We start from the raw sequence: 24,687 nt of genomic DNA on the forward strand, positions 1-24,687 counted from the left end.
GCTGACCGGGCTCGCTTGCTTTCATGTCAACCTATCGTCTGAACCATCTGCTGGCGCCGCGTTCAGTCGCGCTCGTCGGTGCGAGCGCCCGTCCGGCCTCCGTCGGACGCGCTGTCCTGGAGAACATTCACAAGGCCGAATTCAAGGGACGGTTCGGCCTCGTCAATCCGCGCCATGCCGAAATCGGCGGCGTCGCCGCGGTGAAGAGTCTGGACCGGTTGGACTTCGTGCCCGAGCTCGTGGTCATCACGGCGCCAGCGCGCGAGATTCCCGCCATCATCGACCAGGCCGGGCGTCGCGGCTCGGCGGGCGCATTGATCGTTTCGGCCGGGCTTGGCCATGGACCGGGATCTCTGTACGAGGCTGCGATCACCGCGGCCCGCAAATACGGCATGCGGCTGATCGGACCGAACTGTCTTGGCATCATGATGCCGGGGGTCAGCCTCAATGCTAGCTTTGCGGCGCATATGCCGGGGGCGGGCAGCCTCGCACTGATCTCGCAATCGGGCGCGATCGCTGCCGGCATGGTGGACTGGGCTGCGCAGCGCGGCGTCGGCTTCTCCGGCATCGTCTCGATCGGCGATCAGATCGACGTCGATCTTGCCGATCTGCTCGACTATTTCGCGATGGATCACAAGACGCGCGCGATCCTTCTCTACATCGAGTCCATCAAGGATGCGCGCAAATTCATGTCGGCGGCGCGTGCCGCCGCGCGCGTGAAGCCCGTCGTCGTGGTGAAGTCCGGCCGCATGGCGCAGGGCGCGAAGGCGGCGGCCACGCATACCGGCGCGCTCGCCGGCGCCGACGCCGTGTATGACGCGGCGTTCCGCCGGGCGGGTGTGGTGCGGGTCTCCGATCTGCGTGAGCTGTTCGATTGCGCCGAGACACTCGGCCGAGTCGAATCGCCCGCGGGGAAGCGTCTCGCTATTCTGACCAACGGTGGCGGGATCGGCGTCCTCGCCGTCGATCGATTGGTCGAGCTCGGCGGAATCCCGGCGACCATCTCGGCTGAGGCGCGCAAGACGCTCGACGCGGTCCTGCCGCCGACCTGGTCCGGGGCAAACCCCGTCGATATCGTGGGCGACGCCGACGCCTCGCGCTACGCGGCGGCTTTGGAGGTGCTGCTGGCCGATCGCGACAATGATGCGGTCCTGGTCCTCAACGTGCAAACGGCGATTGCCTCGGCGGCCGACATCGCGACGACCGTGACGAACCTTGTCGGAAAATATCGCGAGGAGCATCGTCGCTGGGCGAAGCCCGTATTGGCGGCCTGGGTTGGAGCCGATCAGCACATCATTCAGGCGCTTTCCGGCGCCGGTATGCCGAACTACCCGACCGAAGACGACGCCGTGCGCGGCTTCATGCATCTGGTCCGACACCGCGAAGTGGTAGAGGAGCTGAGCCAGGTTCCTCCCGCGATGCCTGATACGTTCGTTCCGGACGCCCGGGAAGCGAGGCAGATCGTCATCGCCGCGATTGCGGACGGCCGCGAATGGCTCGAGCCTGTCGAGATCAAGAACCTGCTCGAAGCCTACGACATCGCGATGGTCCCGACCTATGCGGCAGCCGATGTCGAGCAGGCGGTGAGCTACGCAAAGGAGATCTTTGCACAGGGCGGCACCGTGGTGCTGAAGATCATGTCGCGGGACATCATCCACAAATCCGATGTCGGCGGTGTCGTTCTCAATCTGACGACGCCCGAGGCCGTGCGAGCGGCCACGTCCGACATTCTCGCCCGGGCGAGAAAGCTGCGGCCCGAGGCCCGCATTGGCGGCGTCATCGTCCAGGCGATGGTCGTCAAGGCGAAGGCGCGCGAACTCATCCTGGGCCTCGCCGACGATCCGACTTTCGGCACCGTGGTCGTCTTCGGCCGTGGTGGCACCGCGGTCGAGATCATCAACGACAAGGCGCTTGCGCTGCCGCCGCTCGATTTGCAACTGGCCCGCGACCTGATCGACCGCACCCGCGTGTCGCGGTTGCTGCCTGCTTATCGGGACGTGCCGGCGGTGAAGCCAGATGCCGTCGCCATGGTGCTGGTCAAGCTCGCGCAGATGGCGGCCGACATTCCCGAGATCCGCGAATTCGACATCAATCCGCTGCTGGCGGACGAAACCGGCGTGACCGCGGTGGATGCCCGCGTCGCGGTCGGGCCGCCGCAACGGAAGTTTGTCGGCTCCGGCCCGGCCAATTTCGCCGTTCGCGCCTATCCGTCGCAATGGGAGCGCCGCCTCAAGGTCAAGGACGACTGGCGCATCTTCGTGCGGCCGTTGCGTCCCGAGGACGAGCCGACCATCCACGAATTCCTGCGCCACGTCACGGCGCACGACCTTCGCCTGCGTTTCTTCGCGCCGATGAAGGAGTTTACCCACGAGTTCATCGCACGCCTCACCCAGCTCGACTATGCGCGCGCGATGGCCTTCATTGCATTCGACGAGGCCACCGGCGAAATGGTCGGCGTGGTCCGGCTCCATTCGGACTCGATCTACGAGAGCGGCGAATACGCGATCCTGCTGCGATCCGATCTCAAGGGCAGGGGGCTCGGCTGGGCCCTCATGCAGCTGATCATCGACTACGCCAAGTCGGAAGGTCTGAAGGTCATATCGGGCGACGTGCTCAAGGAGAACATCGTAATGCTCGAAATGTGCCGGGACCTCGGCTTCGAGGTCAAGCCGGATCCCGCCGAGCCAGATATCTGCGACGTCAAGCTGAAGCTCTGAGCGCGCTCTAGGAGCCCGCTTCAGTCGACGTTGCGGCAGACTTCCTGGCCGTTGTGCGCAAGTTCTTGACGATGATCGCGATCAACGGCACCAGCACAGGCACGATCGTGCTGAGCGGATGATGCACGGCGCCCGACACCTGGGCCTGGAGGGCTCGCGCTTCGAGCTGGAGAGCCTCGATGGAGGTGTCGTGAATTTCGCTGGCTAGTTCGAGGTCGCGCCCTGACGGAGCGCGGCCGGCGATCGCGAAGAGAACAGCCGCAATGGCAAAATTGACGGCGCCGAGGATGGCCGCCGCGGCAATCGCACTCCAGATCTGGACCAGCGCGAAATAGGCAGACAGCTCCAACATCAGAAGCCCGAACGCCGCGATCAGCGCCGCAAAGGCGCGCAGGCCGAGGCCGATCAACAGATGGCGCAGCCTGATGTCCGCGATGATCCGGTCGGTGCGCCACAGCGCGCGCAGATGTTTGACCACATTCTCGGTATTCACTTAGTGTCTCCTCAGCATGAAGCCGACAATCACGCCGAGTGCGAACGCGGAGGCGAGCGATGTGATCGGGCGCTCCGCGATGAGCCCCTGAAGCTGCTCCTGCTCGTCGTCGACGGTCTCGCCGAGTTCGGTGAGCGCGGCCCGGATCTGATCGGCGAGCGCCTCGGCGCGATCCTTCGAGCTCTCGAACATCTCTTCGCCGGCGGTGCTCAGCAAGCGTGTGACATCGACCTTCAGCGCCCGCAGTTCTTCGCTCATCCCGTCACTGTTGAACATGGACTTGGTATCCCCATTGAACGTGAGCAAGCCTAGGACCCGCGCGCGCGATCGCGCTTGATTTGCGTCAATCCGCGGCGTGGTCCGGGTCTTGAGACAGGTCAAGCCGGCGGCCATATGCTGGCCTAGAAATGCTGTCTGACTGGGGGCCAATTGCCCCGATGAGGTGGAACGCGTGAACCACGAACCGCTGTTGCTCGCAACGCCGTCCGGCGACGTGCTGAACTTGCGTCCCGAAGGGCCCTGGACCGCCGCGAATGTGGTCACGCTCGAGACGTTGTCGCGGTCGGTGGGACCCGACGTCGATCGGTCGCGCGTCGTCACCATGGACATGTCGGGCGTCAGCGCGCTCGACACGCTCGGGGCCTGGGTCCTGGAAAAGCTGTCTCGCAGGGCTTCGTCATCCGGCAGATCGACCGAGTTCGTCGGTGTCGCCGATCATTTCAGTGGGCTGATGGACGAGGTACGTCAGGTCAACCGCAATGCGCCGGCGCCGACGGCTGCGCCCAATCCGGTGCTGGCGAGGCTCGGCGATTTCGGAAAATCTACGGTTGGCGCGCGGGAAGACGTCACGATCTTCCTCCAGATGCTCGGCGCATTGTTCATGGCGGTGATCGGTGTGCTGCGACGGCCGCGTTCGCTGCGGTTGACGTCGCTGGTGTATCAGCTTTACCGCATCGGGTGGCAGGCGATTCCCATCGTCGCGCTGATCACCTTCCTGATCGGCGCCATCATCGCCCAGCAGGGCTTCTTCCATTTCCGCAGATTCGGCGCGGAGTCCTACACCGTCGACATGGTCGGCATCCTGGTGCTGCGTGAGCTCGGCGTGCTGATCGTCGCCATCATGGTCGCCGGCCGGTCGGGAAGCGCCTACACCGCCGAGCTCGGCTCGATGAAGATGCGCGAGGAGATCGACGCGCTCTCGACCATGGGGCTCGATCCCGTCGAAGTCCTGATCCTGCCGCGCGTTCTGGCCCTCATCATTGCGCTGCCGATTCTCACCTTCATCGGATCGATTGCCGCGCTCTATGGCGGCGGTCTCGTCGCGCAGTTCTATGGCGACATGGGGCCGGCGATCTACATCGCGCGGCTGCACGAGGCCATCACAGTCACACATTTCGAGGTGGGCATCCTGAAGGCGCCGTTCATGGCGCTGGTGATCGGGATCGTGGCCTGCAGCGAGGGATTGCGCGTCAAGGGCAGCGCGGAGTCGCTCGGACGGCAGACCACGACGTCGGTGGTGAAGTCGATCTTCCTGGTGATCGTGCTCGACGGCCTGTTCGCGATCTTCTTCGCGTCGATCGGAATGTGACGATGGATGCATCGCAAGACCAGTTCGCGATCCGCGTTCGCGACCTCGTGGTCGGCTTCGGCCGCCAGATCGTGCTCGACCATCTGTCGCTCGACGTCCGCCGGGGCGAGATCCTGGGGCTGGTGGGGGCGTCCGGCGGCGGCAAATCGGTGCTGATGCGGACCATCATTGGCCTCATTCCGCGCCAGGGCGGGGCCATCGAAGTCATGGGACAACCCACCGGTGGTCACGGCCGCGGCGCAGCCACGACATGGGGCATCCTGTTTCAGCAGGGCGCGCTGTTCTCCTCGCTGACGGTCCGCCAGAACGTCCAGTTTCCCTTGCGTGAAAATCTCGTCCTGTCGCAGGAGCTGATGGACGAGATTGCGATCGCCAAGCTCGAAATGGTGGGCTTGCGCGCCCAGGACGCGGACAAATATCCGGCGGAGCTGTCCGGCGGCATGACCAAGCGCGTGGCACTGGCGCGCGCGCTCGCGCTCGATCCGCCGATCCTGTTCCTCGATGAGCCGACATCCGGCCTCGATCCGATCGCCGCGGGCGATTTCGACGCGCTGATCAAGACGCTGCAGAAGACGCTGGGGCTGACCGTGTTCATGGTCACTCACGACCTTGCGAGCCTGACCACGGTCTGCGACCGCGTCGCCGCGCTCGCCGACGGCAAGATCGTGGCGATCGGCCCGATGCGCGAATTGCTGCAATCCGAGCATCCCTGGGTGCGCGCCTATTTCCACGGCAAGCGCTCGCAGATGCTGCAACACGAGATGAGATGAGACATGGAAACCCGCGCTCCCTACGTGCTGATCGGCAGTTTCGTGCTGGCCGCGATCCTCGCGGTGTTCGGCTTCGTCTATTGGCTGAACAACACCGGCGGCATCGGGCCGCGCACGAACTACCACGTGCAATTCCAGGGGCCGGTCCCGGGACTTCTGGTCGGCGCCGGCGTGCTGTTCAATGGTATTCGTGTCGGGGAGGTGACCCAGCTCGGGCTCGCGCCTGACAACCCGCGCTTCGTCAACGCGACGATCTCGGTTGCCACCGCCACTCCGGTGCGTTCCGACACCAAGGTCGGTCTCGAATTCCAGGGTCTGACCGGCGTGCCGGTGGTGACGCTGGAAGGCGGTGTGATCATGGCCAAGTCCGGCGAGCCCCTGACCCTGATCGCCGAGGCCGGCGCCGGTCAAAGCATGACCCAGGCCGCGCGCGATGCCCTGCGGCGGGTCGACACCGTCCTCGAGGACAATTCCGGTCCGCTGAAGGACACGATAGCCAATCTGAAGACGTTCTCCGATGGGCTGGCGCGCAACACCGGCAAGATCGACGGCATTCTGGCGGGCCTGGAGAAGATGACCGGCGGCGGTACGCCTGCGCAGAAGGTCACCTACGACCTGCACTCGCCGCAGAACCTCGGTCCGGCCGGCAAGACGCTCATGGCGTCGCTGGCCATTCCCGAGCCGAGCGCGGTCGCAATGCTGCAGACCCAGCGCATGCTGTTCGCGCCCGCCGGGGACAGACCGGGCTTTGCGGACTTCCTCTGGTCCGACAGCATTCCGAAATTGTTCCAGGCGCGCCTGATCGACAGCTTCGAGAATTACGACATCGCTCACGCCCCGCTGCGCACGTCCGACCTCGGCCAGGCGGATTATCAGCTCCTGATCGACATTCGGCGCTTTCGGATTGCCACGGAGGGTGAGCCACGGGTCGAGATCGGAGTGTCGGCGCGGATCGTCGACAAGAACGGCAAGGTGGTCGCCTCGCGCCTGGTCGAGACCAGCGAAAAGCTCGACAAGGTCGAGCCGGCCGCCTCAGTCGCCGCCTTCGACGCGGCCTTTGCCCGCATCGCCAAGGAGCTGATCGGGTGGACCGTGCAGGCGGTGTGACGCCTATTGCAGCGTCTTCAGGTAGGACAGAAGGTCGTGGATCTGGTCTGGACTGAGCTCGAAGGCGGGCATGTCGGCGTGACCGGTGTAGATCCCTTCGGCCAGCGCCTCACCGAGGGTCTCGATCGGATACCACCGATGCAGGGTGCGCAGCGGCGGCGCGCCCTCGAGCGGACTGCGGGAAACGCGGTCGATCGCGTGACAGCGTGCGCAGTTGGCCCGCGCAAAGGCCTTGCCGCGCTGTTCGGCGGTGGGAGCCGCCAGCGCAGGCGTAATCAGAAGCAGCCCAATCAGGCCGTGACGCAGGGCGCCTTGCAGCATGGAAAGTGATCCTGTCGAACGCTGGATGCAGAATAAGACGGGGATGCCACCCGAATTTGATCTGAGTCAACTGGCTTTGGCGCAGTGCAGTAAAATGCAGATGCGTGGCCGGCTCGGCCGGGGGGCGGAGCTGGATCGACGCGAGGAGCGGTGGATGAAGCCTTCCGTGGTCACGATTGAGCCGAGCGGGCACTTCTGCGACGATTGCGCCGTGCGAGGAGCGGCGGTTTGTTCGTCACTGGATGCGGCCGAGCTCAGGGAGTTCGAACATCTGGGACGCCGCGTTCATTTTGGCTCCGGCGAGACCGTGTTCTCCGAGGAGGACATCACCAGTTCGTTCTACAACGTTCTCGAAGGCGTCATGCGTCTGTACAAGCTGCTGCCCGACGGCCGGCGACAGATCGTGGGCTTTGCCTTGCCCGGCGATTTCCTGGGGATGAATTTGTCCGGCCGGCACAATTTTTCTGCCGATGCGATCGGCGCGGTCACCGTGTGCCAGTTCGGCAAAGCGCCGTTCGGCCGCTTCATCGAAGACCGGCCGCAGCTGCTCAGGCGGATCAACGAGCTGGCCGTTCGCGAGTTGAGCCAGGCGCGCGACCATATGGTCCTGCTCGGCCGCCGCTCCGCCGACGAGAAAGTCGCAGCCTTTCTGCTCGGCTGGCGTGGACGGCTGGTCGCGCACAATGGGCTGTCCGATACGGTCCCGCTTCCGATGAGCCGTCAGGACATCGCCGACTATCTCGGCCTGACCATCGAAACCGTCAGTCGCACCTTCACCAAGCTGGAGCGTCACGGCGTGATCGAGATCATTCACGGCGGCATCAGCCTGCTCGATCCTGCGCGCGCCGAAGCGCTGGCCGCAGCCTGACGGTCCGTCCGCGGCGCCCTGATCCTTTTTTGATCTCAATCAATGACGCCGGCCGGCCGCGGCAAATAATGGCGCAACCATCAGGGAGGAGCATGATGCCCGCTGACGCATTGTTGATGTCCATTGTCGTCGTCGCGATCTTCGTCGCATTCGCCGCAGCTCTGGCTTGGGCGGACCGGCAAACCAGCGCCGGCCGGCTCGATCCGGATTCCAAGCGCTGAAGCGCCTGAAGTCTTCGTCCGCTCAGACGAGCCAGCGGCCGACGCTCGTCCGGCTGGCTTAGGCCAGCGTCTCAACGCAATCGCGCGTTGCGCGGCCTGCAACTCTGCATCAATTAAAACGCATCGACGCATCCTTCGGATGTGGACTTCCGGCATGACCGCGGCTTTTTCGCGGCATTTGCCTCAAACCGCGCGCGTGCTTTCCGGTTGAAAAGCCTGATAACGTTGACTACGCAGGAACCTCAGTGCCTCGTAGTCTTAGGAGCCCCGCGGCGTGCCTCAGGACAAGACCGGCGACCCCCGACAGTCGGCGGGCAACAAACTATCGGTCCTGCGCAAGCACCCGATCTTCGCGGATCTGGAGCCGGAGGCTCTCGATCAACTCTGCCGCTACGCCAAGCACACCACCGTGAAGCGCGGAGCGACGATCGCCGCCAAGGGCGATCCAGGCAACAATCTGTTCGCGGTGATCTCGGGGACCGTGAAGATCTCCTCCTCGTCGCCAGATGGGCGGAACGCCATTCTCAATCTGATCGGTCCCGGGGAAATCTTCGGCGAGATCGCGGTGCTCGACGGCGCGCCCAGGTCCGCCGACGCCACCGCCAACACCAATTGCGAGCTCTATATCATCGACCGCCGGGACTTCCTGCCGTTCGTGAAAAGCCAGCCGGCTCTGGCGATGAAGTTCATCGAGCTGCTCTGTGCGCGGCTGCGCTGGACCAGCCAGCAGGTCGAGCAGGTCATTCTCCAGAACCTGCCGGGGCGGCTCGCCAGCGCGCTGCTCGGTCTCACGGAGGAGCGCAAGTTCGACTCCGGCAGCGGCACACTGGCCATCACGCAGCAGGAGATCAGCGAGATGGTGGGAATGACGCGCGAGAGCATCAACAAGCAATTGCGCGCATGGGCCGGCCGCAACTGGGTTCGCCTCGAGCACGGCGCCATCGTCGTGCTGGATACGGATGCGCTGCGCGAACTCGCCGAGAGCGGCCTCAACGGCGAGTGATGCCTCAGGCCTGATCGTCGATAATGGCGACCGCGCGGGTCCAGCCCGCGGAGGCGCGTTCGATCTTCACCGGGAAGCATGAGACCGTGAACCCGGTCGAGGGCAGTTGATCGAGATTGTGCAGCTTCTCGAGATGGCAATAGCCGATGTGCCGTCCGGCCTTGTGGCCTTCCCAGATCAGGCCGGCATCCTTTGTCTCGGCGTATTTCCTCGCGGTGTAGACGAACGGCGCGTCCCAGCTCCAGCCGTCGGTGCCGGTCAGGCGAACGCCGCGTTCGAGCAGGTACATGGTGGCCGCATAACCCATGCCGCAGCCGGAATTGACGTATTCGGCTTGGCCGAATTTGGCCCCGGCGCTGGTGTTGACGACGACGATCTCCAGCGGCGACAGCGTGTGTCCGATGCGCTTCAGTTCGTTCTCGACGTCGTCGGCGCTCGCCACATAGCCGTCAGGCAGATGCCGGAAGTCGAGCTTCACGCCGGGCTGAAAGCACCATTCCAGCGGGACTTCGTCGATGGTCCATGACCGCTCGCCGCGGTTCATGGTCGGATGGAAATGCCAGGGCGCATCGAGATGCGTGCCGTTATGGGTCGAAAGCGAGACCTGTTCGACGGCCCAGCCCTGTCCGTCCGGCAGATCCTGCGCCTCGAGACCATCGAAGAACTGCAGCATCCGGGGCAGGCCTTGCTGGTGATCGATATACTGGATCGTCGGATGGTTGCCCGGCGGATCGGCCGTCACGTCGTTTCGCAGCGGCACCGAGATATCGATCAGCTTCCGCGGCATGGGCATTCCCTCAACATGGTCCGCTGTTTCGAATATCTTGAGGGGCCCCTGTTGCCGGCGTCAAGTCACGTGGCGGCGACGATGGACACCAGCCGTACCCGCCATAAAGCGAATTGCGTCAGAAATTGATCGATGCAACTCTTGCATTGATCGATGCTGGAATTGGGTTGGACAGAGAATGCCGTCCGCCCTAGGGACGACTTGGTGCTTGACTTCACGCCTGAAGTGGAGCGACCCAAGGCGGCCCGCAGCCTGCCCGACAACGAAATAATCAACCCCGGAGGAAGCCCAGATGAAGACACTCACCGGTATCATCACAGCCGTTGCGCTGGCGCTCTCGGCGCCTTTGGCGACCGCACGCGATTTCCGCTCGGCCGACGTCCATCCGGCAGACTATCCGACCGTCGAGGCCGTCAAGTTCATGGGCAAGCAGCTCGCGGCGGCGAGCGGCGGCAAGCTCGGCGTCAAGGTGTTTCCGAACGGTGCCCTGGGCTCCGAAAAGGACACCATCGAGCAACTCAAGATCGGCGCGCTCGATATGATGCGGATCAACGCCTCGCCGCTGAACAATTTCGTGCCCGAGACCATCGCGCTGTGCCTGCCCTTCGTGTTCCGCGACACGCAGCACATGCGCACCGTCCTCGACGGGCCGATCGGCGACGAGATCCTGGCGGCGATGGCGCCCGCCGGCCTGGTCGGCCTTGCCTATTACGACAGCGGCGCCCGCTCCATCTACACCGTCAAGGCACCGGTCAAGTCCCTCGCCGACCTCAAGGGTCTGAAGATCCGCGTCCAGCAATCCGACCTGTGGGTCGGCATGATCCAGAGCCTCGGTGCCAATCCGACGCCGATGCCATATGGCGAAGTCTATACCGCGCTCAAGACCGGGCTTGTCGACGCTGCCGAGAATAACTGGCCCTCCTATGAGTCCTCGCGCCACTTCGAGGCCGCCAAGTTCTACAACATCACCGAGCACTCCCTGGCGCCCGAAGTTCTCGTGATGTCGAAGAAGGTCTGGGACACGCTGAGCAAGGAAGACCAGGCGATGGTCCGCAAGGCAGCCAAGGAATCGGTGCCCGTCATGCGCAAGCTCTGGGACGAGCGTGAGCAGGCCTCGCGCAAGACGGTCGAGGCGGCTGGCGTCCAGGTCGTGACAATCGCCAACAAGCAGGAGTTCGTCGATGCGATGAAGCCGGTGTACCAGAAGTTCGCCGGCGACGAGAAGCTGCAGGGCCTCGTCAAGCGCATCCAGGACTCGAAGTAAGCACAACGGCGTCGGGTCCGGAGTCGCCGACCCGCGACACCGGACCCAGGCGGGGAGGCGCGGGATGACAGACCCACACGTCGCAGATCATGAGCATGAGGCGGTCGGACGACCGTCCACCGGCTTGCTGTCACGGATCAACGCTCCAATTGCTCGCATCGGCATGTATCTGTCCGTGGCCGGCCTGCTCGTCATCGTCACCATCGTGTTCTATCAGGTGTTCGGGCGCTACGTTCTCAATTCCAGCCCGACCTGGACGGAGAACCTTGCACTGGTTCTGATCCTCTATGTCACGCTGATCGGGGCCGCGGTCGGCGTGCGCGATGCCGGACACATCGGCATGGATAGTCTGCTGGTCATGCTTCCGGATCATATGCGGGAGAAGATCGAGCTCGTGATCCACGTCCTGGTGGCCGTGTTCGGCATTGCGATGGCCTATAACGGCTGGATCCTCGGGTCTTCGGTCGGCACCGTGAAGATCCCCAATCTCGGCCTGCCCGAGGTGATCCGCTACGTGCCGCTCATCGCCTCCGGTCTCCTGATCGTTTCCTTTTCCATCGAGCACATCATGGCTCTCTTGCGCGGCGAAGAGGTCGTCCCCTCATGGAACTGATGATCCTCGGCGCCACCTTCTTCGGCTTCCTCGTTCTTGGCGTTCCCGTCGCCTTCGCCATCGGCCTCTCGGCGATCTGCACTATTCTCTACGAAGGCCTGCCCGTCGCGGTCATCTTCCAGCAGATGATGTCGGGAATGAACATCTTCTCCTTCCTTGCCATTCCGTTCTTCGTGTTCAGCGGTGAGCTGATGCTGCATGGCGGTGTTGCCGACAAGATCGTGCAACTCGCCAAGAATCTCGTCGGGCACATCCGCGGCGGGCTCGGCATGTCGAACGTGGTCGCCTGCACGCTGTTCGGCGGCGTCTCCGGATCGCCCGTGGCCGACGTGTCCGCCATGGGCGCGGTGATGATCCCGATGATGAAGAAAGAGGGTTTCGACACCGACTACGCCGTCAACGTCACCACCCACGCCTCGCTGGTCGGAGCTTTGATGCCGACCAGCCACAACATGATCATCTATGCCCTGGCCGCCGGCGGCAAGGTCTCGATCGGCGCGCTGATCGCCGCCGGCCTCCTGCCGGCGATCGTGCTGATGGTCTGCATGCTCGTGGCCGCCTACGCTGTCGCGGTGAAGCGCGGCTATCCGGCCGGCAAGTTCCCGGGCTGGGCCGAGGTGTTCCGCTCGCTCGCGGCCGCGCTGCCGGGTCTTCTGATCGTCGGCATCATCTTGGCCGGCATCCTGTCCGGCGTCTTCACGGCAACCGAATCTGCGGCCATCGCGGTCACCTACACGATCCTGCTGACCTTCTTCATCTACCGCACCATGACCTGGGGCAACTTCCTGCGTGCCGCGGCCAAGGCCGTGAAGACGACGGGCGTGGTGCTGCTGCTGATCGGGGTCTCCACCATGTTCCAGTACCTGATGGGACTCTACGAGGTGGCCGACCTGGCCGGCGAGATGATGAGCAAGGTGTCGACGCAACCCTGGGTCATCTTCCTGCTCATCAACGTCATCCTGTTCGTGCTCGGCACGTTCATGGACATGGCGGCGACCATTCTGATCTGCACTCCGATCTTTCTGCCGATCGCGATGAAGGCGGGCATGGACCCGGTGCAGTTCGGCATGCTGATGCTGATCAACTGCGCGCTTGGACTCAACACCCCGCCGGTCGGAACCACGCAGTTCGTGGGCTGCGCCATCGGCGGCATCTCGGTGGGTGCGGTGATGCGCACCATCCTGCCGTTCTATGCCGCGCTGATCGCAGCACTGATGTTCGTGACCTACGTCCCTGCATTCTCGCTGTGGCTGCCTCGCCTGTTGATGGGCTACAAGGGCTAGCAGCACCAGGGAGACACTATCAGTGACGGACTATCGCAAGCTCTTCGATCTCACCGGCAAGACGGCAGTCGTCCTCGGTGCCGCATCCGGCATCGGCAAGTCGTCGGCCGAGGCCCTCGCCGGGTTAGGGGCCCGTGTCGTTTGCGCCGATCGCGCGCTTGACGCTGCGGAAGCGACGGCCGCAGGTATTCGCGACAAGGGCGGCTGGGCGGAGGCAGCAGCGTGCGACGCCGCAAGCGCTGCGGACGTCAACGCGCTCGCCAGAATCGTGATGCAGAAATTTCCGCGGCTCGACATCGCCGTGACGACGCCCGGGCTCAACATCCGCAAGATCATCCTCGACTACACCGAGGAGGATCTCGACCGCGTCCTCAACCTGAACGTCAAAGGCACCGTCTGGTTCTTCCAGGCGTTCGGCCGCATCATGGTCAAGCAGAAGGGCGGCAGCATCATCGCCTGCTCCTCGGTGCGCGCGGTGACCATCGAGCCGGGCCTTGGTGTCTACGGCTCGACCAAGGCCGCCATCGGCCTGCTGGTCAAGGGCTTTGCCTCCGAGGTCGGCCACGCCGGCGTGCGCGTCAACGCGATCGCGCCGAGCATCGCCGAGACCGCGCTGACTGGCCCTTTCAAGCAGCGCCCCGACATCTACAATCTCTACGCCGGCCACACCGTGTTCAACCGCTGGAGCAGCGCCGATGAGGTCGCCACCGCCGTGGCCTATCTCGCCTCGGACGCCGCGAGCTATGTCAGCGGCAGCACTCTGTTCGTCGATGGCGGCTGGACCGCGGTCGACGGCCCGCCGACCGGTCTCACCCAGCTGCACAAATAGGTCGATCGGCGCACGAAAGCCGCGCCTCGTTCGGTGTTCCGGCTGCATTTCGCAGTTGCGACAAGACCTTGCAACGGGCACGGCTTGAGCAAATCGCATGGCAGTGCCGGATAAATGCGCTCGGCTGGCTGGTATTTTGGTGTTACCAATCTGCCATGAACCAGCACGCCAAGATCGAAATCCGCCATTCGACCTGCCCGCATGATTGCCCCTCGGCATGCGCTCTCGATGTCGAGGTGGTCGACGGCCGCAGCATCGGCCGCGTCCGTGGTTCGAAGCGGCAGACCTATACCGCTGGCGTCGTCTGCGCCAAGGTCGCGCGCTACGCCGAGCGCATCCATCACCCCGAGCGGGTGATGTTTCCGATGCGCCGCACCGGGCCGAAGGGTTCAGGTCAATTCGTGCGGATCTCCTGGGACGAGGCGCTGGACGAGATCGGCCATCGCTTCAATGCAGCCGAGCGCGAGTTCGGCGCAGAATCGATCTGGCCCTATTACTATGCCGGCACGATGGGCCTGGTGATGCGCGACGGCCTCAACCGTCTCACGCACGTCAAAAAATACTCCCGCTTCTATCAGACCATCTGCGCCAATGTCGCGCGCATCGGCTATGCCATCGGCACCGGCAAGATCGCCGGCGTCGATCCGCGCGAGATGGCGCTCTCCGACCTCGTCGTGATCTGGGGCACCAATCCGGTCAACACCCAGGTCAACGTGATGACGCACGCTTCCCGCGCCCGCAAGGAGCGCGGCGCGAAGATTGCCGCGGTCGACATCTACGACAACGAGACCATGAAGCAGGCTGATATCAAGATCATCCTGCGGCCCGGCACCGACGGTGCCTTTGCCTGCGGCGTCATGCACGTCCTGTTCCGCGACGGCTATGCCGACCGCGCCTATATGGACGAATACACCGATTGCCCTGCCGAGCTCGAGGCGCACCTGAAGACGCGCACACCGGAATGGGCGTCTGCGATTTGCGGCGTCCCGGTGGCGGAAATCGAAGCGTTTGCGAAAGCGGTTGGCGAGACCAAGCGCACCTTCTTCCGCTTCGGCTACGGCTTCACGCGCAGCCGCAATGGCGCCACGCAGATGCACGCGGCCAATTGCATTCCCGCGGTGACCGGCGCCTGGCAGCATGAAGGCGGCGGCGCCTTCTTCAACAATTACGCCCTGTGGCATTTCAACGAATCCATCATCGAAGGCCACGATGCCATCGACCCAAATGTGCGCGCGCTCGACCAGTCCAAGATTGGTCGCATCCTCACCGGCGATGCCGAAGCCCTGCGCGGCAAGGGCCCGGTCAAGGCGATGCTGATCCAGAACACCAACCCGATGACGGTGGCGCCGGAGCAGGCGCTGGTGCGCGAGGGTTTTGCGCGCGAGGACCTGTTCGTCGCAGTGCATGAGCAGTTCATGACCGAGACGGCGCTGATGGCGGACATCGTGCTGCCGGCGACCATGTTCATGGAACACGACGATCTCTATTACGGCGGCGGCCATCAACATATCTCGGTCGGGCCGAAGCTGATCGACCCGCCCGGCGAATGCCGCTCCAACCATCAGGTGCTGCAGGGACTGGCGCCGCGGCTCGGTGCCAGGCATCCGGGTTTCGAGATGACGCCGCGCGAATTGATCGACGCGACGCTGAAGCTCAGCAATCACGGCGACATTGCCGGCCTCGAAGCCGACCTCTGGCGCGACCTGCAGCCGGACTTCCGCACCTCGCATTATCTCGATGGCTTTGCCCATGCCGACGGGAAATTCCATTTCAGGGCGGACTGGGCCCATCCGCCGTTCGGCGTGACCATGGGCGATTTCGACAAGATGCCTGATCTGCCGGACCATTGGGCGGTGATCGAGCATTCCGACCAGGCCCATCCGTTCCGGCTAGCGACCAGCCCCTCGCGCAGCTTCCTCAACACCACCTTCAACGAGACGCCGTCCTCGCAGGCGCGCGAGGGCAAGGCGAGTGTGATGATCCATCCGCTGGATGCGGCCGCGCTCGACATCGCCAACGGCGATGCGGTGACGCTCGGCAATACCCGTGGCGAGACCACGCTGGTCGCGACGCTGTTTGACGGCGTGCGGCGCGGAGTCCTGATCGCGGAATCCGTTCATCCCAATAAGAACCATATCGGCGGGCGTGGCATCAACATGCTGACGGGAGCCGAAGCCGTCGCGCCGATCGGCGGGGCCGCATTCCATGACAACAAGGTCTGGATCAGGAAAGCCTCTGCAGCTCAGGGCACGCACTCCGTGACGCCATAGCCCGCGAACTCCTTCGCGATATCAGGGTTCATCGACTTCGCCTGAGCGATATCGATGGCACCGTCGCCGCCGCTCTTGCGCGTGGCGATGCCGCGGCCGAACAGCGACGACGACGAGCGCGGGTTGCGCTGGATCGCGTCGTTGTAGTCCTTGATCGCCTCATTGGTCCGGCCGAGCTTGAGGTTGACGAGCCCGCGGCTGTCGAGCGCATCGCTCAATCCGGGATTGATCTGGAGCGCCAGATTGCAGTCGGCCAGCGCGCCCTGCAGATCGCCGGTGGCAGCGCGTGTCCAGCAGCGGTTGTTGAGCGCCTCGCCATCCCTGGGATCCTTGCGGATCACGACGTCGAAATCCTGCATGGCGAGCGCGTAGGCGCGCTTGATCGCATAGACCTGGCCGCGCTTGTATCGCGAGGCGACGTCATTGGCGTTCGATGCGACCTTGCGGCTGAGATCGGCGATGACCGGATCCCTGGCGAGATCGCCGGCGTTCAGAGCAGGCTCTGGTTGCGGCGCGTCGCAGACCGGCTTCTGCGGCTCCGGCTTCGCCGGCTCGGCGGCCTTGTTGTCGGCCGGCTGCGCCACCGAACCTGCGAACGAGAATTCCGTGGTCAGCGAGGATGACAGCCACGGCACCTGTTCCCGTTTGGTGGCGGCGACCACGCCGTTCTTGGTGTTGGTCAAAGCCTGCTCGGCGCTGATATTCGGCGCGCGCATCTCGCGGAGCAACTCGGCGACGAACAGGCCGTGATCGGCCTTGCCCCCGGCGGCGACCGCGCCGAGCGCTGCGGAGTAGAGCACGAGCGAATTGCTCGGCGCGATCGCCGGCGCAAGGCCCGCCGAATAGCGGCGGAAGCGCCGTTCGAACGGGTTGCGGCGTGAGGCATCGATCAACGCGATCTTGATCGCAGCGCCGCGCGTGTTCATCTCGGCGAGAATGGTGTCGAGGCTGAAGCCGTCGCGCGCCACATCCGGCTCGGTCCAGATCTGCGCGTCGACCGGAAGCAAGTAGGTCTGCCGGTTGGACTGGATGGCAAAACCGTCGAAGAAGATCAACGCCACGGTGCCGCGTTCGATGCGAGCATAGAAGCGATCCAGCACCTGCCGCATGGCGTCGGCCGTGAGATTGCTCTGGCGATCGACGACGAAGCCGCCGCGCTTCAATTCCTCGGCGACGTCCTGGACATCGTTGGCGACCTCGCTCAGCACCGCTTCGTTGTCGGGGTATCTTGCGTTGCCGATCACCAGCGCGAGCTTGGCGGCGTCGGCCGCGCGGCTTGCGGATCCTGCGCTCAGCGCGAGCAGGCCTGCCAGCAACATCGTCATCGCGGCGCGCATGAAATGGCTCATCGGTGATCAAAATCTCCAGCCAGGATAGCGGCCGTCACCGCTAATTCAATCGCCGTGCGAATTTGTGCCCACACGCTATGGTGACATGGCGTTGCAGATTGCCCTTGCGCGCGCCGGCCGTCCTGCCGCAAATGGCCGCAAAACGGAACACAAGGAAGCGAACCCACCATGACCGACACCACGGCAATCATCACTGAGAAGCGCGGCCAGGCGTTCTGGATCACCATCAACCGGCCGGAGAAACGCAACGCGTTGAACGGCGAGGTCATCGCCGGCATCACCAAAGGCTATCGCGACGCGCACGACGACAAGGACGTCCGCGTCATCGTGCTGACGGGCGCGGGCGACAAGGCGTTTTGCGCGGGCGCCGACTTGCAGAATTCCGGCGCGGCTTTCGCGATGGATCATTCCAAACCAAATGTCGACTATGCCGATCTGTTACGTTTGTCACAGAACGCCACAAAACCGGCGATTGCGCGGGTCGGCGGCGTCTGCATGGCCGGCGGCATGGGCCTTTTGTGCATGACCGACATGGCGGTCGCGGCCGATCACGTCATCTTCGGTCTGCCGGAGGTGAAGGTCGGCGTGTTCCCGATGCAGGTGCTGAGCCTGTTGCAGAGCATCGCGCCCCCGCGCCTCGTCAACGAATGGGCGCTGACGGGCGAACCTTTCGACGTCAAGGCCGCGCAGGCCGCGGGCCTCCTCAACTACGTCGTGCCTGCGGCGGAGCTCGATGCCAAGGTCGACTGGCTGATCGGCCGCATCGTCGACAAATCGCCGACCGCGATCCGCCGCGGCAAATACGCCATGCGCGCCATCGCCTCGATGTCGTTCGACGAGAGCATCGCCTACACCGAAAGCCAGATCGCGCTGCTTGCGATGACCGAGGACGCCAAGGAGGGCCTGAAGGCGTTCAGCGAAAAGCGCAAGCCGGTCTGGACGGGGAGGTAGCTGCACGAGAGCGGGGTTTACCACCTCAATTCGATTTCAACGGAGGCCGCATTCCTCCGCCGTCATTCCGGGGCGCGCGTAGCGCGAGCCCGGAATCCATCGTGCAGCCAGCGACGCGGGAAAATGGATTCCGGGCTCGCGCCAAGTGGCGCTCCCCGGAATGACCATCTACCCCGCGTTTGCCTTCAGCCCCGCCGCCTGGATACCGGCCACTGCGCAGGCCTCGTCATTGTCGGAGGTGTCGCCGGAGACGCCGACAGCGCCGAGCAGGGTGGTGCCGTCCATGATCAGCACGCCGCCGGGCACCGGCACCAGGGCGCCTCTGGCCATGGTGTTCACGGCATCGATGAAATAGGCCTGCTCCTGCGCGCGCTGGAACAGGGCGCGCGAGCCCACGCCCATGGCGAGCGCGCCATAGGCCTTTCCATGCGCGATCTCGGCGCGCATCAGGCTGGTGCCGTCCTGCGCGGCCGCGAGCTTGAGCACGCCGCGGGCGTCGAGGATGGCGACGACCAGCGGTTTCAACTTGAGCTCGCCGGCCTTCACGAAGGCGGCGTCGAGGATCTTGCGGGCGGTATCGAGGGTGAGGTCAGCCATGACTGGTTTCCTTTTCAGCGAGAGACGTGGGATTGGACTTGGCGCGGTCGAGGCTCATCGCCAGCACGCGCGCGACGTGAAGCGCGTCGCGCTGGGCGCCGTCATGAATCTGGTGCCGGCAGGAGGTGCCGTCGGCAACGATGAGCGCAGTCTGGTCCGCACGCCGCACAGCCGGCAGCAGCGACAGTTCGGCCATCTCGATCGAGGCATCATAGGTGTCGGCACCATACCCGAATGCCCCGGCCATGCCGCAACAGCTCGACTCGATGGTCTCGACCTTCAGGCCAGGGACGAGCCGCAGCACCTGTTCGACGGGCTTGAAGGCGCCGAAGGATTTTTGATGGCAATGGCCGTGCACCATTGCCTTGTCAGCGATCGCGCCGAGCGGCAGTTGCAGCCGGCCGGCTTCGGCCTCACGCACCAGGAATTCCTCGAAGGTCAGCGCATGGGCGCCGACCGCCTTGGCATCGTTGTCCTGACGCAGCGCAGCGAGCTCGTCGCGCAGCGTCAACAGGCAGCTCGGCTCGAGGCCGACGATCGGCACGCCGCGCGCGGCAAAGGGCGCGAAAGCCGCCACGAGACGATGGAGCTCGGCTTTGGCCTCGTCGACGAGACCGGCGGAGAGGAACGTGCGTCCGCAGCAAAGCGGGCGGCTGCCGGCTAAAGGCTTGGGCAGGTGCACACGATAGCCGCCGGTTGTCAGCACGCGCAGCGCGGCGTCGAGGTTCTCGCGCTCATAGACGCGATTGAAGGTGTCGGCGAACAGCACGATTTCGCGGCCGCCCTCGGGGCCAACGCTATCAGCCGGCGGCGCAAACACGTCGCTGCGGAAGGCGGGCAGGGCGCGGCGCGCGCTGATGCCGGCAACGCGCTCGAACAGCTTTCGCAGTAGCGGGCTGCGGTTGCGCAAATTCGCCAGCGGCGCGAAGCGCGAGGCAAGGCCGGCATAGCGCGGCAGATAGCCGACCAGCCGGTCGCGCAGCGTCAGGCCGTGGGAGGCGGCGCGCGCGGCGAGCACTTCGATCTTCATCTTGGCCATGTCGACGCCAGTCGGGCACTCGTGGCGGCAGGCCTTGCAAGAAACGCAGAGCTTGAGCGTCTCCATCATTTCATCGGAAGAAAGCGCGCCCTCGCCGAGCTGGCCGGAGATCGCGAGCCGCAACGTGTTGGCGCGCCCTCGCGTGACATCCTTCTCGTTGCGCGTGGCGCGATAGGACGGGCACATCACGCCGCCTTCGAGCTTGCGGCAGGCACCGTTGTTGTTGCACATCTCGACGGCGCCCTGGAAGCCGCCGCCGGCCCCGGGCCAAGCCGACCAGTCGAGCCTGGTCTTGAGCTCGCCGACGCGGTAGTCGGGCTTGAAGCGGAACAGCGAGCGGTCGTCCATCCGGGGCGCATCGACGATCTTGCCGGGATTGAGGACGCCCTCGGGGTCGAAGCGCTGCTTCACCTCCCTGAAGTCGGCGACGAGACGCTCGCCGAACATCGTCTCGTGGAATTCCGAACGCACCAGGCCGTCGCCGTGCTCGCCGGAATGCGAGCCCTTGTATTCGCGCACCAGCGCGAACGCCTCTTCGGCGATGGCGCGCATTGCCTTGACGTCTTTCTCCAGCTTCAAATTCAGCACCGGACGGACGTGCAGGCAGCCCTCGGACGCGTGCGCATACATCGTGCCGCTGGTGCCGTGCCTGGCAAACACCTCGTTCAGTCGCGCGGTGTAGTCGGCAAGATGCGGCAGCGGCACGGCGCAGTCCTCGACGAACGAGACCGGCTTGCCCTCCTGCTTCATCGACATCATGACGTTGAGGCCAGCAGCGCGGAAATCGGCAATGCCGCTCTGCAGCGCCGGCTCAATGATCTCGACCACGCCGCCCCATTTGCGCGTCTCGTTGTTCCAGCCGAAGCCGAGATCGCTCATCAGCTCGCCGAGCTGCTTGAGGCGCACGAGGTTATCCGCCTGGTCTTCTTCGGCAAACTCGACCACCAGCACGGCGTCAGGATCGCCCTTGATCGCGGCGGAGATGATGGGGCGGAACATCGCGATGTCGCGCCCGAGCGCGAGCATGGTGCGATCGACCAGCTCGACCGCAATCGGTTTCAGCTTGACCAGGTGCTGGGCAGCATCCATCGCCTCGTAAAAGCTGCCGAAATGGCAGACGCCGAGGGCCTTGTTGCGGATCACGGGCCACAGCTTCAGCTCGACCTTGGTGGTGAAGGCCAGCGTGCCCTCCGAGCCGACCAGGAGATGCGCCATGTTGTTGCGCGCATTGCGCGGGACCAGCGCATCGAGATTGTAGCCGCCGACGCGGCGCTGCACTTTTGGAAAGCGAGTGGCAATCTCGTCGGCCTCGCGGGCGCCGAGATCGAGCAGGTCGCGGAACAGGGCGCGCGCACTGTCGCCGGCCTCGACATCGGAGAGATCGCGCGAGACCTCGCCGAAGCGGCTCAGCGTGCCGTCGGCGAGCGCAGCCTCCATCGACAGCGTGTTGTCGCGCATGGTGCCGTAGCGCAAGCTGCGGCCGCCGCACGAATTGTTCCCGGCCATGCCGCCGATGGTGGCGCGGGAGGCCGTGGAGACGTCGACCGGAAACCAGAGGCCGTGCTTCCTGAGCTGGCGGTTGAGGTCGTCGAGCACGATGCCCGGCTCGACCACGCAGGTCCGGCCCTCGACGTCGAGTGACAGGATCCGGTTGAGATGCTTGGAGAGATCGACCACGAGCCCATCATTGACGGTCTGGCCGCATTGCGAGGTGCCGCCGCCGCGCGGGGTGACCTTACGCCCCTCGTCGCGGGCGATCGCCAGCGCCAGCAACGCCTCGTCCATGGTCTTCGGGACCACCACGCCTGATGGCACGATCTGGTAGAACGAGGCGTCGGTGGCGTAGCGGCCGCGGCTGAAGGGGTCGAACAGGACGTCGCCGGTGATTTCCCGGGCCAGACGTGCGGCCAGGCGGTCCGTTTGGACCGATTCCGGTGATTTTCCAGCCACTTCCGCCGCCATGGTCCGCTCTCGCTGTTCGCCGGCACCGTCTTGCCTCCCGTCACGGCCCTTGGCAAGCGAGCCCTGCTTCTTGTGCATTGACGGACCCCGCCGGGCGAGGGACAAGCCCGACGAATAGTGATATGCGAGCGGCTCGCCGGAGCCTCGAATTCGGGCCCACCGACGCCAACGCCGAGACAAGCTTCAAAGACCGGGAAGGACGCCGATGACCGTGCACACTGGAAGGCATTTCCTACAGATTCCAGGACCGACCAACGTGCCCGACCGGGTGCTGCGGGCGATGGACATGCCGACGCTGGACCATCGTGGTCCGGAGTTCGCCGAGCTCGGTTTTGCGGTTCTCGCCTCGATGCAGCGGGTATTCCGCACCAAGCAGCCCGTGATCATCTTCCCCTCGTCCGGCACCGGCGCCTGGGAGGCGGCGATGGTCAACGTGTTCGCACCCGGCGACAAGCTCCTGATGTGCGAGACCGGCCAGTTCGCCGTGCTGTGGCGCGGCATCGCCGACAAGTTCAAGCTCGACGTCGACTTCATCCCGAGCGATTGGCGCCATGGCGCCGACCTCGCCGAGATCGAGAAGCGCCTGGTCGCCGACAAGCAGCACGCGATCAAGGCGGTCTGCGTCGTCCACAACGAGACCTCGACCGGCTGCGTGACGCCGCCGCTGGAGGTGCGCAAGCTGCTCGACCGCGTCAAGCATCCGGCGCTGTTGATGGTCGACACCATCTCCGGCCTCGGCTCGATGGAATATGAGCACGACGCCTGGGGCATCGACGTCTCGGTCGCCGGCTCGCAGAAGGGTCTGATGCTGCCGCCCGGCCTCGGCTTCAACGCCGTCTCCGAGAAGGCGCTCACCATTGCCAAGGCCAACCCCGGCATGCGCTCCTACTGGGACTGGCAGGAGGTGATCAACTTCAACAAGCTCGGCACCTTCCCCTATACGCCCGCGACCAATCTGCTCTATGGCCTGCGCGAAGCGGTCAAGATGCTGGAAGAGGAGGGGTTGGAGAACGTCTGGACCCGCCACAAGCGCCACAGCGCGGCGACGCGCGCCGCGATCAAGGTTTGGGGCCTTGAGACCCAGTGCGCCGACCCGGCTGCGCACTCGCCGGCGCTGACCGGCGTGCGCGTGCCGGATGGACACGACGCCGACGCCTTCCGCAAGGTGGTGCTGGAGAACTTCGACATGTCGCTCGGCACCGGCCTGAACAAGGTCAAGGGCAAGGTATTCCGCATCGGCCATATCGGCCATTTCAACGATCTGATGCTGATGGGCACGCTCGCAGGCGTCGAGATGGGCCTCGATCTTGCAAAGATTCCGCACCGGAGCGGCGGGGTGTTGGCGGCGATGGACGTCCTGAAGGGGCGCGACGCCGTGCCGATGACCAAAGCTCAGGTCGCCTAAGGGCCAAGGCGGCCTGAACCGACCTAACCAAGAAGAGAGCGCGCGATGAACGCACCGACCACCGCCAACGAAGACCTGCTCTACTCCGTCCAGGACGGCATCGCGCGGATCACCTTCAACCGACCCCAGGCCCGCAACGCAATGACCTTCGCCATGTATGACCGCATGGCGGAGATCTGCCAGGAGATCAACGCGGATCGCTCGATCAAGGCGTTGATCCTGACCGGCACCGGCGATAAGGCCTTCGCCTCCGGCACCGATATCTCGCAGTTCCGCGCCTTCAAGACCGCGCAGGATGCACTCGACTATGAGGCCCGCATCGACCGCGTGCTCGGCACGCTCGAACAGTGCCGCGTGCCCGTGATCGCGGCCATTGCCGGCGCCTGCACCGGCGGCGGCGCCGGCATTGCTGCCTGCTGCGACCTCCGTATCGGCACCGAGACGACGCGGATCGGCTTTCCGATTGCGCGCACGCTCGGTAACTGCCTGTCGATGTCCAACATCAGCCGCGTCGTCGCGCTGGTCGGTCCCGCCCGCACCAAGGATATGATTTTCAAGGCGCGCCTCGTCGAGGCGCCGGAAGCCCTTGCACTCGGCCTGCTCAACGAGGTCGTGCCCGACGTCGAGACACTTCAGCGCCGCGCGGACGAGACCGCAAAGCTCGTCGCCAGCCACGCGCCGCTCACGCTGGAAGCCACCAAGGAAGCGGTGCGCCGCATTCGCCGCACGCTGTCGCGTGAGGAGGGCGAGGACCTGATCCTGAAAGCCTACATGAGCGAAGACTTCCGCGAGGGCATGGACGCCTTCCTCAACAAGCGCACGCCGAACTGGAAGGGCAAATAGCCCGCGTCCTTCGCTGGTTGGGCCGCTCCGGATGCGGCGGGGGCAGAAGCGAGTGCTGATAGGCCAATCGTCGGCCATCCCGGGTAAATTGCAGTTGTCACAACCGGTTCCACCCTCCGGAACGCCATCGCGTGCGCCCGCGATGACGGGTCCACGTTGACGACGCGGCGAGCTCGGGCATAAGATCGTAGAGGTTGCATGATGCCTTCTCGTATTCTTCGTGCCGACAGGCCGGCCAGCAAGTCATTTTAGGCCTGATCAAATTGATTGACCGACGTGAATTGTGTGAAGCGTTCTGACCGACCGTGCTGCAACCTGATGTCATTGAACTGAAGACATAGTGACGTAATTTTCGACGACGCGAGCCGCCCTCAATTTCATTGCTGCTGACCATCCCAACGCCAGGC

22 protein-coding genes are annotated in these 24,687 nt (G+C 64.6%); 15 read left to right on the top strand and 7 right to left on the bottom strand.

Annotation, left to right across the window (positions count from 1 at the left end; all coding sequences use genetic code 11):
• Positions 1 to 23 precede the first annotated feature (23 nt).
• Positions 24 to 2,717, top strand: coding sequence for a bifunctional acetate--CoA ligase family protein/GNAT family N-acetyltransferase (locus tag RX330_RS12470; RefSeq protein ID WP_212090938.1), 2,694 nt, complete (start codon positions 24 to 26; stop codon positions 2,715 to 2,717).
• Positions 2,718 to 2,724: 7 nt separating this feature from the next.
• On the opposite strand, the gene RX330_RS12475 is transcribed toward RX330_RS12470, so the two are convergent.
• On the bottom strand, positions 2,725 to 3,210 hold the full coding sequence (locus tag RX330_RS12475; protein ID WP_212090941.1) for a phage holin family protein: 486 nt from the start codon (positions 3,208 to 3,210) through the stop codon (positions 2,725 to 2,727).
• On the bottom strand, positions 3,211 to 3,603 hold the full coding sequence (locus RX330_RS12480; RefSeq protein WP_249153543.1) for a hypothetical protein: 393 nt from the start codon (positions 3,601 to 3,603) through the stop codon (positions 3,211 to 3,213).
• Between the two features lie 58 nt (positions 3,604 to 3,661).
• On the opposite strand from RX330_RS12480, the gene RX330_RS12485 reads away from it, so the two are divergent.
• Genes RX330_RS12485 through RX330_RS12495 form a run of 3 tightly spaced genes read left to right on the top strand, consistent with a single transcriptional unit; the run spans position 3,662 to position 6,675 of the window.
• Positions 3,662 to 4,798, top strand: coding sequence for an ABC transporter permease (locus RX330_RS12485; protein WP_317243209.1), 1,137 nt, complete (start codon positions 3,662 to 3,664; stop codon positions 4,796 to 4,798).
• A 2-nt stretch (positions 4,799 to 4,800) separates the two neighbouring features.
• The gene (locus tag RX330_RS12490) at positions 4,801 to 5,568 is read left to right on the top strand and encodes an ABC transporter ATP-binding protein (protein ID WP_317243210.1); all 768 of its coding nucleotides are present in this window, start codon (positions 4,801 to 4,803) and stop codon (positions 5,566 to 5,568) included.
• Between the two features lie 3 nt (positions 5,569 to 5,571).
• On the top strand, positions 5,572 to 6,675 hold the full coding sequence (locus RX330_RS12495) for an ABC-type transport auxiliary lipoprotein family protein (RefSeq protein ID WP_212090962.1): 1,104 nt from the start codon (positions 5,572 to 5,574) through the stop codon (positions 6,673 to 6,675).
• Between the two features lie 3 nt (positions 6,676 to 6,678).
• On the opposite strand, the gene RX330_RS12500 is transcribed toward RX330_RS12495, so the two are convergent.
• The gene (locus RX330_RS12500) at positions 6,679 to 6,996 is read right to left on the bottom strand and encodes a c-type cytochrome (protein ID WP_212090965.1); all 318 of its coding nucleotides are present in this window, start codon (positions 6,994 to 6,996) and stop codon (positions 6,679 to 6,681) included.
• A gap of 154 nt (positions 6,997 to 7,150) precedes the next feature.
• On the opposite strand from RX330_RS12500, the gene RX330_RS12505 reads away from it, so the two are divergent.
• The 3 genes from RX330_RS12505 (at position 7,151) to RX330_RS12515 (ending at position 9,088) form a co-directional block, all read left to right on the top strand.
• Positions 7,151 to 7,864 carry a helix-turn-helix domain-containing protein gene (locus RX330_RS12505; protein ID WP_212091669.1) on the top strand — a complete coding sequence of 238 codons (714 nt, stop codon included), beginning with the start codon at positions 7,151 to 7,153 and terminating at the stop codon, positions 7,862 to 7,864.
• A 92-nt stretch (positions 7,865 to 7,956) separates the two neighbouring features.
• Complete coding sequence (locus tag RX330_RS12510) at positions 7,957 to 8,085, top strand: hypothetical protein (protein WP_317244061.1); 129 nt, start codon at positions 7,957 to 7,959, stop codon at positions 8,083 to 8,085.
• 274 nt (positions 8,086 to 8,359) lie between these two features.
• Positions 8,360 to 9,088: a Crp/Fnr family transcriptional regulator gene (locus RX330_RS12515; protein WP_212090980.1), complete on the top strand. Its 729-nt coding sequence runs from the start codon at positions 8,360 to 8,362 to the stop codon at positions 9,086 to 9,088.
• 4 nt (positions 9,089 to 9,092) lie between these two features.
• On the opposite strand, the gene RX330_RS12520 is transcribed toward RX330_RS12515, so the two are convergent.
• Complete coding sequence (locus tag RX330_RS12520; RefSeq protein ID WP_212090983.1) at positions 9,093 to 9,875, bottom strand: cyclase family protein; 783 nt, start codon at positions 9,873 to 9,875, stop codon at positions 9,093 to 9,095.
• 292 nt (positions 9,876 to 10,167) lie between these two features.
• On the opposite strand from RX330_RS12520, the gene RX330_RS12525 reads away from it, so the two are divergent.
• From RX330_RS12525 to RX330_RS12545, 5 genes are all read left to right on the top strand, one after another.
• Complete coding sequence (locus tag RX330_RS12525; protein WP_212090986.1) at positions 10,168 to 11,139, top strand: TRAP transporter substrate-binding protein; 972 nt, start codon at positions 10,168 to 10,170, stop codon at positions 11,137 to 11,139.
• A 64-nt stretch (positions 11,140 to 11,203) separates the two neighbouring features.
• Entirely contained in the window at positions 11,204 to 11,752 is a 549-nt protein-coding gene (locus RX330_RS12530; protein ID WP_212090989.1) for a TRAP transporter small permease, read from the top strand.
• Entirely contained in the window at positions 11,743 to 13,035 is a 1,293-nt protein-coding gene (locus RX330_RS12535; protein WP_212090992.1) for a TRAP transporter large permease, read from the top strand. Before RX330_RS12530 ends, RX330_RS12535 begins: the two co-directional genes overlap by 10 nt.
• A gap of 22 nt (positions 13,036 to 13,057) precedes the next feature.
• On the top strand, positions 13,058 to 13,864 hold the full coding sequence (locus RX330_RS12540; protein ID WP_317243211.1) for an SDR family NAD(P)-dependent oxidoreductase: 807 nt from the start codon (positions 13,058 to 13,060) through the stop codon (positions 13,862 to 13,864).
• Positions 13,865 to 14,019: 155 nt separating this feature from the next.
• Positions 14,020 to 16,134, top strand: coding sequence for a molybdopterin oxidoreductase family protein (locus RX330_RS12545; RefSeq protein WP_317243212.1), 2,115 nt, complete (start codon positions 14,020 to 14,022; stop codon positions 16,132 to 16,134).
• On the opposite strand, the gene RX330_RS12550 is transcribed toward RX330_RS12545, so the two are convergent.
• Positions 16,107 to 17,483, bottom strand: a complete 1,377-nt coding sequence (locus RX330_RS12550) for a caspase family protein (protein WP_317243213.1) — start codon at positions 17,481 to 17,483, stop codon at positions 16,107 to 16,109. The genes RX330_RS12545 and RX330_RS12550 overlap by 28 nt on opposite strands.
• Positions 17,484 to 17,651: 168 nt before the next feature.
• Between RX330_RS12550 and RX330_RS12555 the strand changes: the two genes are divergently transcribed.
• Positions 17,652 to 18,434, top strand: a complete 783-nt coding sequence (locus RX330_RS12555) for an enoyl-CoA hydratase/isomerase family protein (protein WP_317243214.1) — start codon at positions 17,652 to 17,654, stop codon at positions 18,432 to 18,434.
• Between the two features lie 168 nt (positions 18,435 to 18,602).
• Here the strand turns inward: RX330_RS12555 and RX330_RS12560 are convergent, their stop codons facing one another.
• Together RX330_RS12560 and RX330_RS12565 are read right to left on the bottom strand one after the other, a co-directional pair.
• Positions 18,603 to 19,031, bottom strand: coding sequence for a GlcG/HbpS family heme-binding protein (locus RX330_RS12560; protein ID WP_317243215.1), 429 nt, complete (start codon positions 19,029 to 19,031; stop codon positions 18,603 to 18,605).
• Positions 19,024 to 22,032: an FAD-binding and (Fe-S)-binding domain-containing protein gene (locus RX330_RS12565; protein ID WP_317243900.1), complete on the bottom strand. Its 3,009-nt coding sequence runs from the start codon at positions 22,030 to 22,032 to the stop codon at positions 19,024 to 19,026. Before RX330_RS12565 ends, RX330_RS12560 begins: the two co-directional genes overlap by 8 nt.
• A gap of 205 nt (positions 22,033 to 22,237) precedes the next feature.
• Between RX330_RS12565 and RX330_RS12570 the strand changes: the two genes are divergently transcribed.
• Together RX330_RS12570 and RX330_RS12575 are read left to right on the top strand one after the other, a co-directional pair.
• Complete coding sequence (locus RX330_RS12570) at positions 22,238 to 23,437, top strand: pyridoxal-phosphate-dependent aminotransferase family protein (RefSeq protein WP_317243216.1); 1,200 nt, start codon at positions 22,238 to 22,240, stop codon at positions 23,435 to 23,437.
• Positions 23,438 to 23,482: 45 nt separating this feature from the next.
• Positions 23,483 to 24,280, top strand: coding sequence for an enoyl-CoA hydratase/isomerase family protein (locus RX330_RS12575; RefSeq protein ID WP_317243217.1), 798 nt, complete (start codon positions 23,483 to 23,485; stop codon positions 24,278 to 24,280).
• The last annotated feature ends 407 nt before the right edge of the window (positions 24,281 to 24,687 follow it).

It is taken from the genome of Bradyrhizobium sp. NDS-1 (assembly GCF_032918005.1).
Taxonomy (GTDB): Bacteria; Pseudomonadota; Alphaproteobacteria; order Rhizobiales; family Xanthobacteraceae; genus Bradyrhizobium; species Bradyrhizobium tunisiense.

Excerpts from the sequence above, each read along its gene's own strand:
- RX330_RS12470 (WP_212090938.1), top strand. The coding sequence starts at position 24 with ATGTCAACCTATCGTCTGAACCATCTGCTGGCGCCGCGTTCAGTCGCG.
- RX330_RS12480 (WP_249153543.1), bottom strand. The coding sequence starts at position 3,603 with ATGGCCGCCGGCTTGACCTGTCTCAAGACCCGGACCACGCCGCGGATT.
- RX330_RS12490 (WP_317243210.1), top strand. The coding sequence starts at position 4,801 with ATGGATGCATCGCAAGACCAGTTCGCGATCCGCGTTCGCGACCTCGTG.
- RX330_RS12495 (WP_212090962.1), top strand. The coding sequence starts at position 5,572 with ATGGAAACCCGCGCTCCCTACGTGCTGATCGGCAGTTTCGTGCTGGCC.
- RX330_RS12500 (WP_212090965.1), bottom strand. The coding sequence starts at position 6,996 with ATGCTGCAAGGCGCCCTGCGTCACGGCCTGATTGGGCTGCTTCTGATT.
- RX330_RS12505 (WP_212091669.1), top strand. The coding sequence starts at position 7,151 with ATGAAGCCTTCCGTGGTCACGATTGAGCCGAGCGGGCACTTCTGCGAC.
- RX330_RS12510 (WP_317244061.1), top strand. The coding sequence starts at position 7,957 with ATGATGCCCGCTGACGCATTGTTGATGTCCATTGTCGTCGTCGCGATC.
- RX330_RS12520 (WP_212090983.1), bottom strand. The coding sequence starts at position 9,875 with ATGCCGCGGAAGCTGATCGATATCTCGGTGCCGCTGCGAAACGACGTG.
- RX330_RS12525 (WP_212090986.1), top strand. The coding sequence starts at position 10,168 with ATGAAGACACTCACCGGTATCATCACAGCCGTTGCGCTGGCGCTCTCG.
- RX330_RS12530 (WP_212090989.1), top strand. The coding sequence starts at position 11,204 with ATGACAGACCCACACGTCGCAGATCATGAGCATGAGGCGGTCGGACGA.
- RX330_RS12535 (WP_212090992.1), top strand. The coding sequence starts at position 11,743 with ATGGAACTGATGATCCTCGGCGCCACCTTCTTCGGCTTCCTCGTTCTT.
- RX330_RS12545 (WP_317243212.1), top strand. The coding sequence starts at position 14,020 with ATGAACCAGCACGCCAAGATCGAAATCCGCCATTCGACCTGCCCGCAT.
- RX330_RS12550 (WP_317243213.1), bottom strand. The coding sequence starts at position 17,483 with ATGAGCCATTTCATGCGCGCCGCGATGACGATGTTGCTGGCAGGCCTG.
- RX330_RS12555 (WP_317243214.1), top strand. The coding sequence starts at position 17,652 with ATGACCGACACCACGGCAATCATCACTGAGAAGCGCGGCCAGGCGTTC.
- RX330_RS12560 (WP_317243215.1), bottom strand. The coding sequence starts at position 19,031 with ATGGCTGACCTCACCCTCGATACCGCCCGCAAGATCCTCGACGCCGCC.
- RX330_RS12565 (WP_317243900.1), bottom strand. The coding sequence starts at position 22,032 with ATGGCGGCGGAAGTGGCTGGAAAATCACCGGAATCGGTCCAAACGGAC.
- RX330_RS12570 (WP_317243216.1), top strand. The coding sequence starts at position 22,238 with ATGACCGTGCACACTGGAAGGCATTTCCTACAGATTCCAGGACCGACC.
- RX330_RS12575 (WP_317243217.1), top strand. The coding sequence starts at position 23,483 with ATGAACGCACCGACCACCGCCAACGAAGACCTGCTCTACTCCGTCCAG.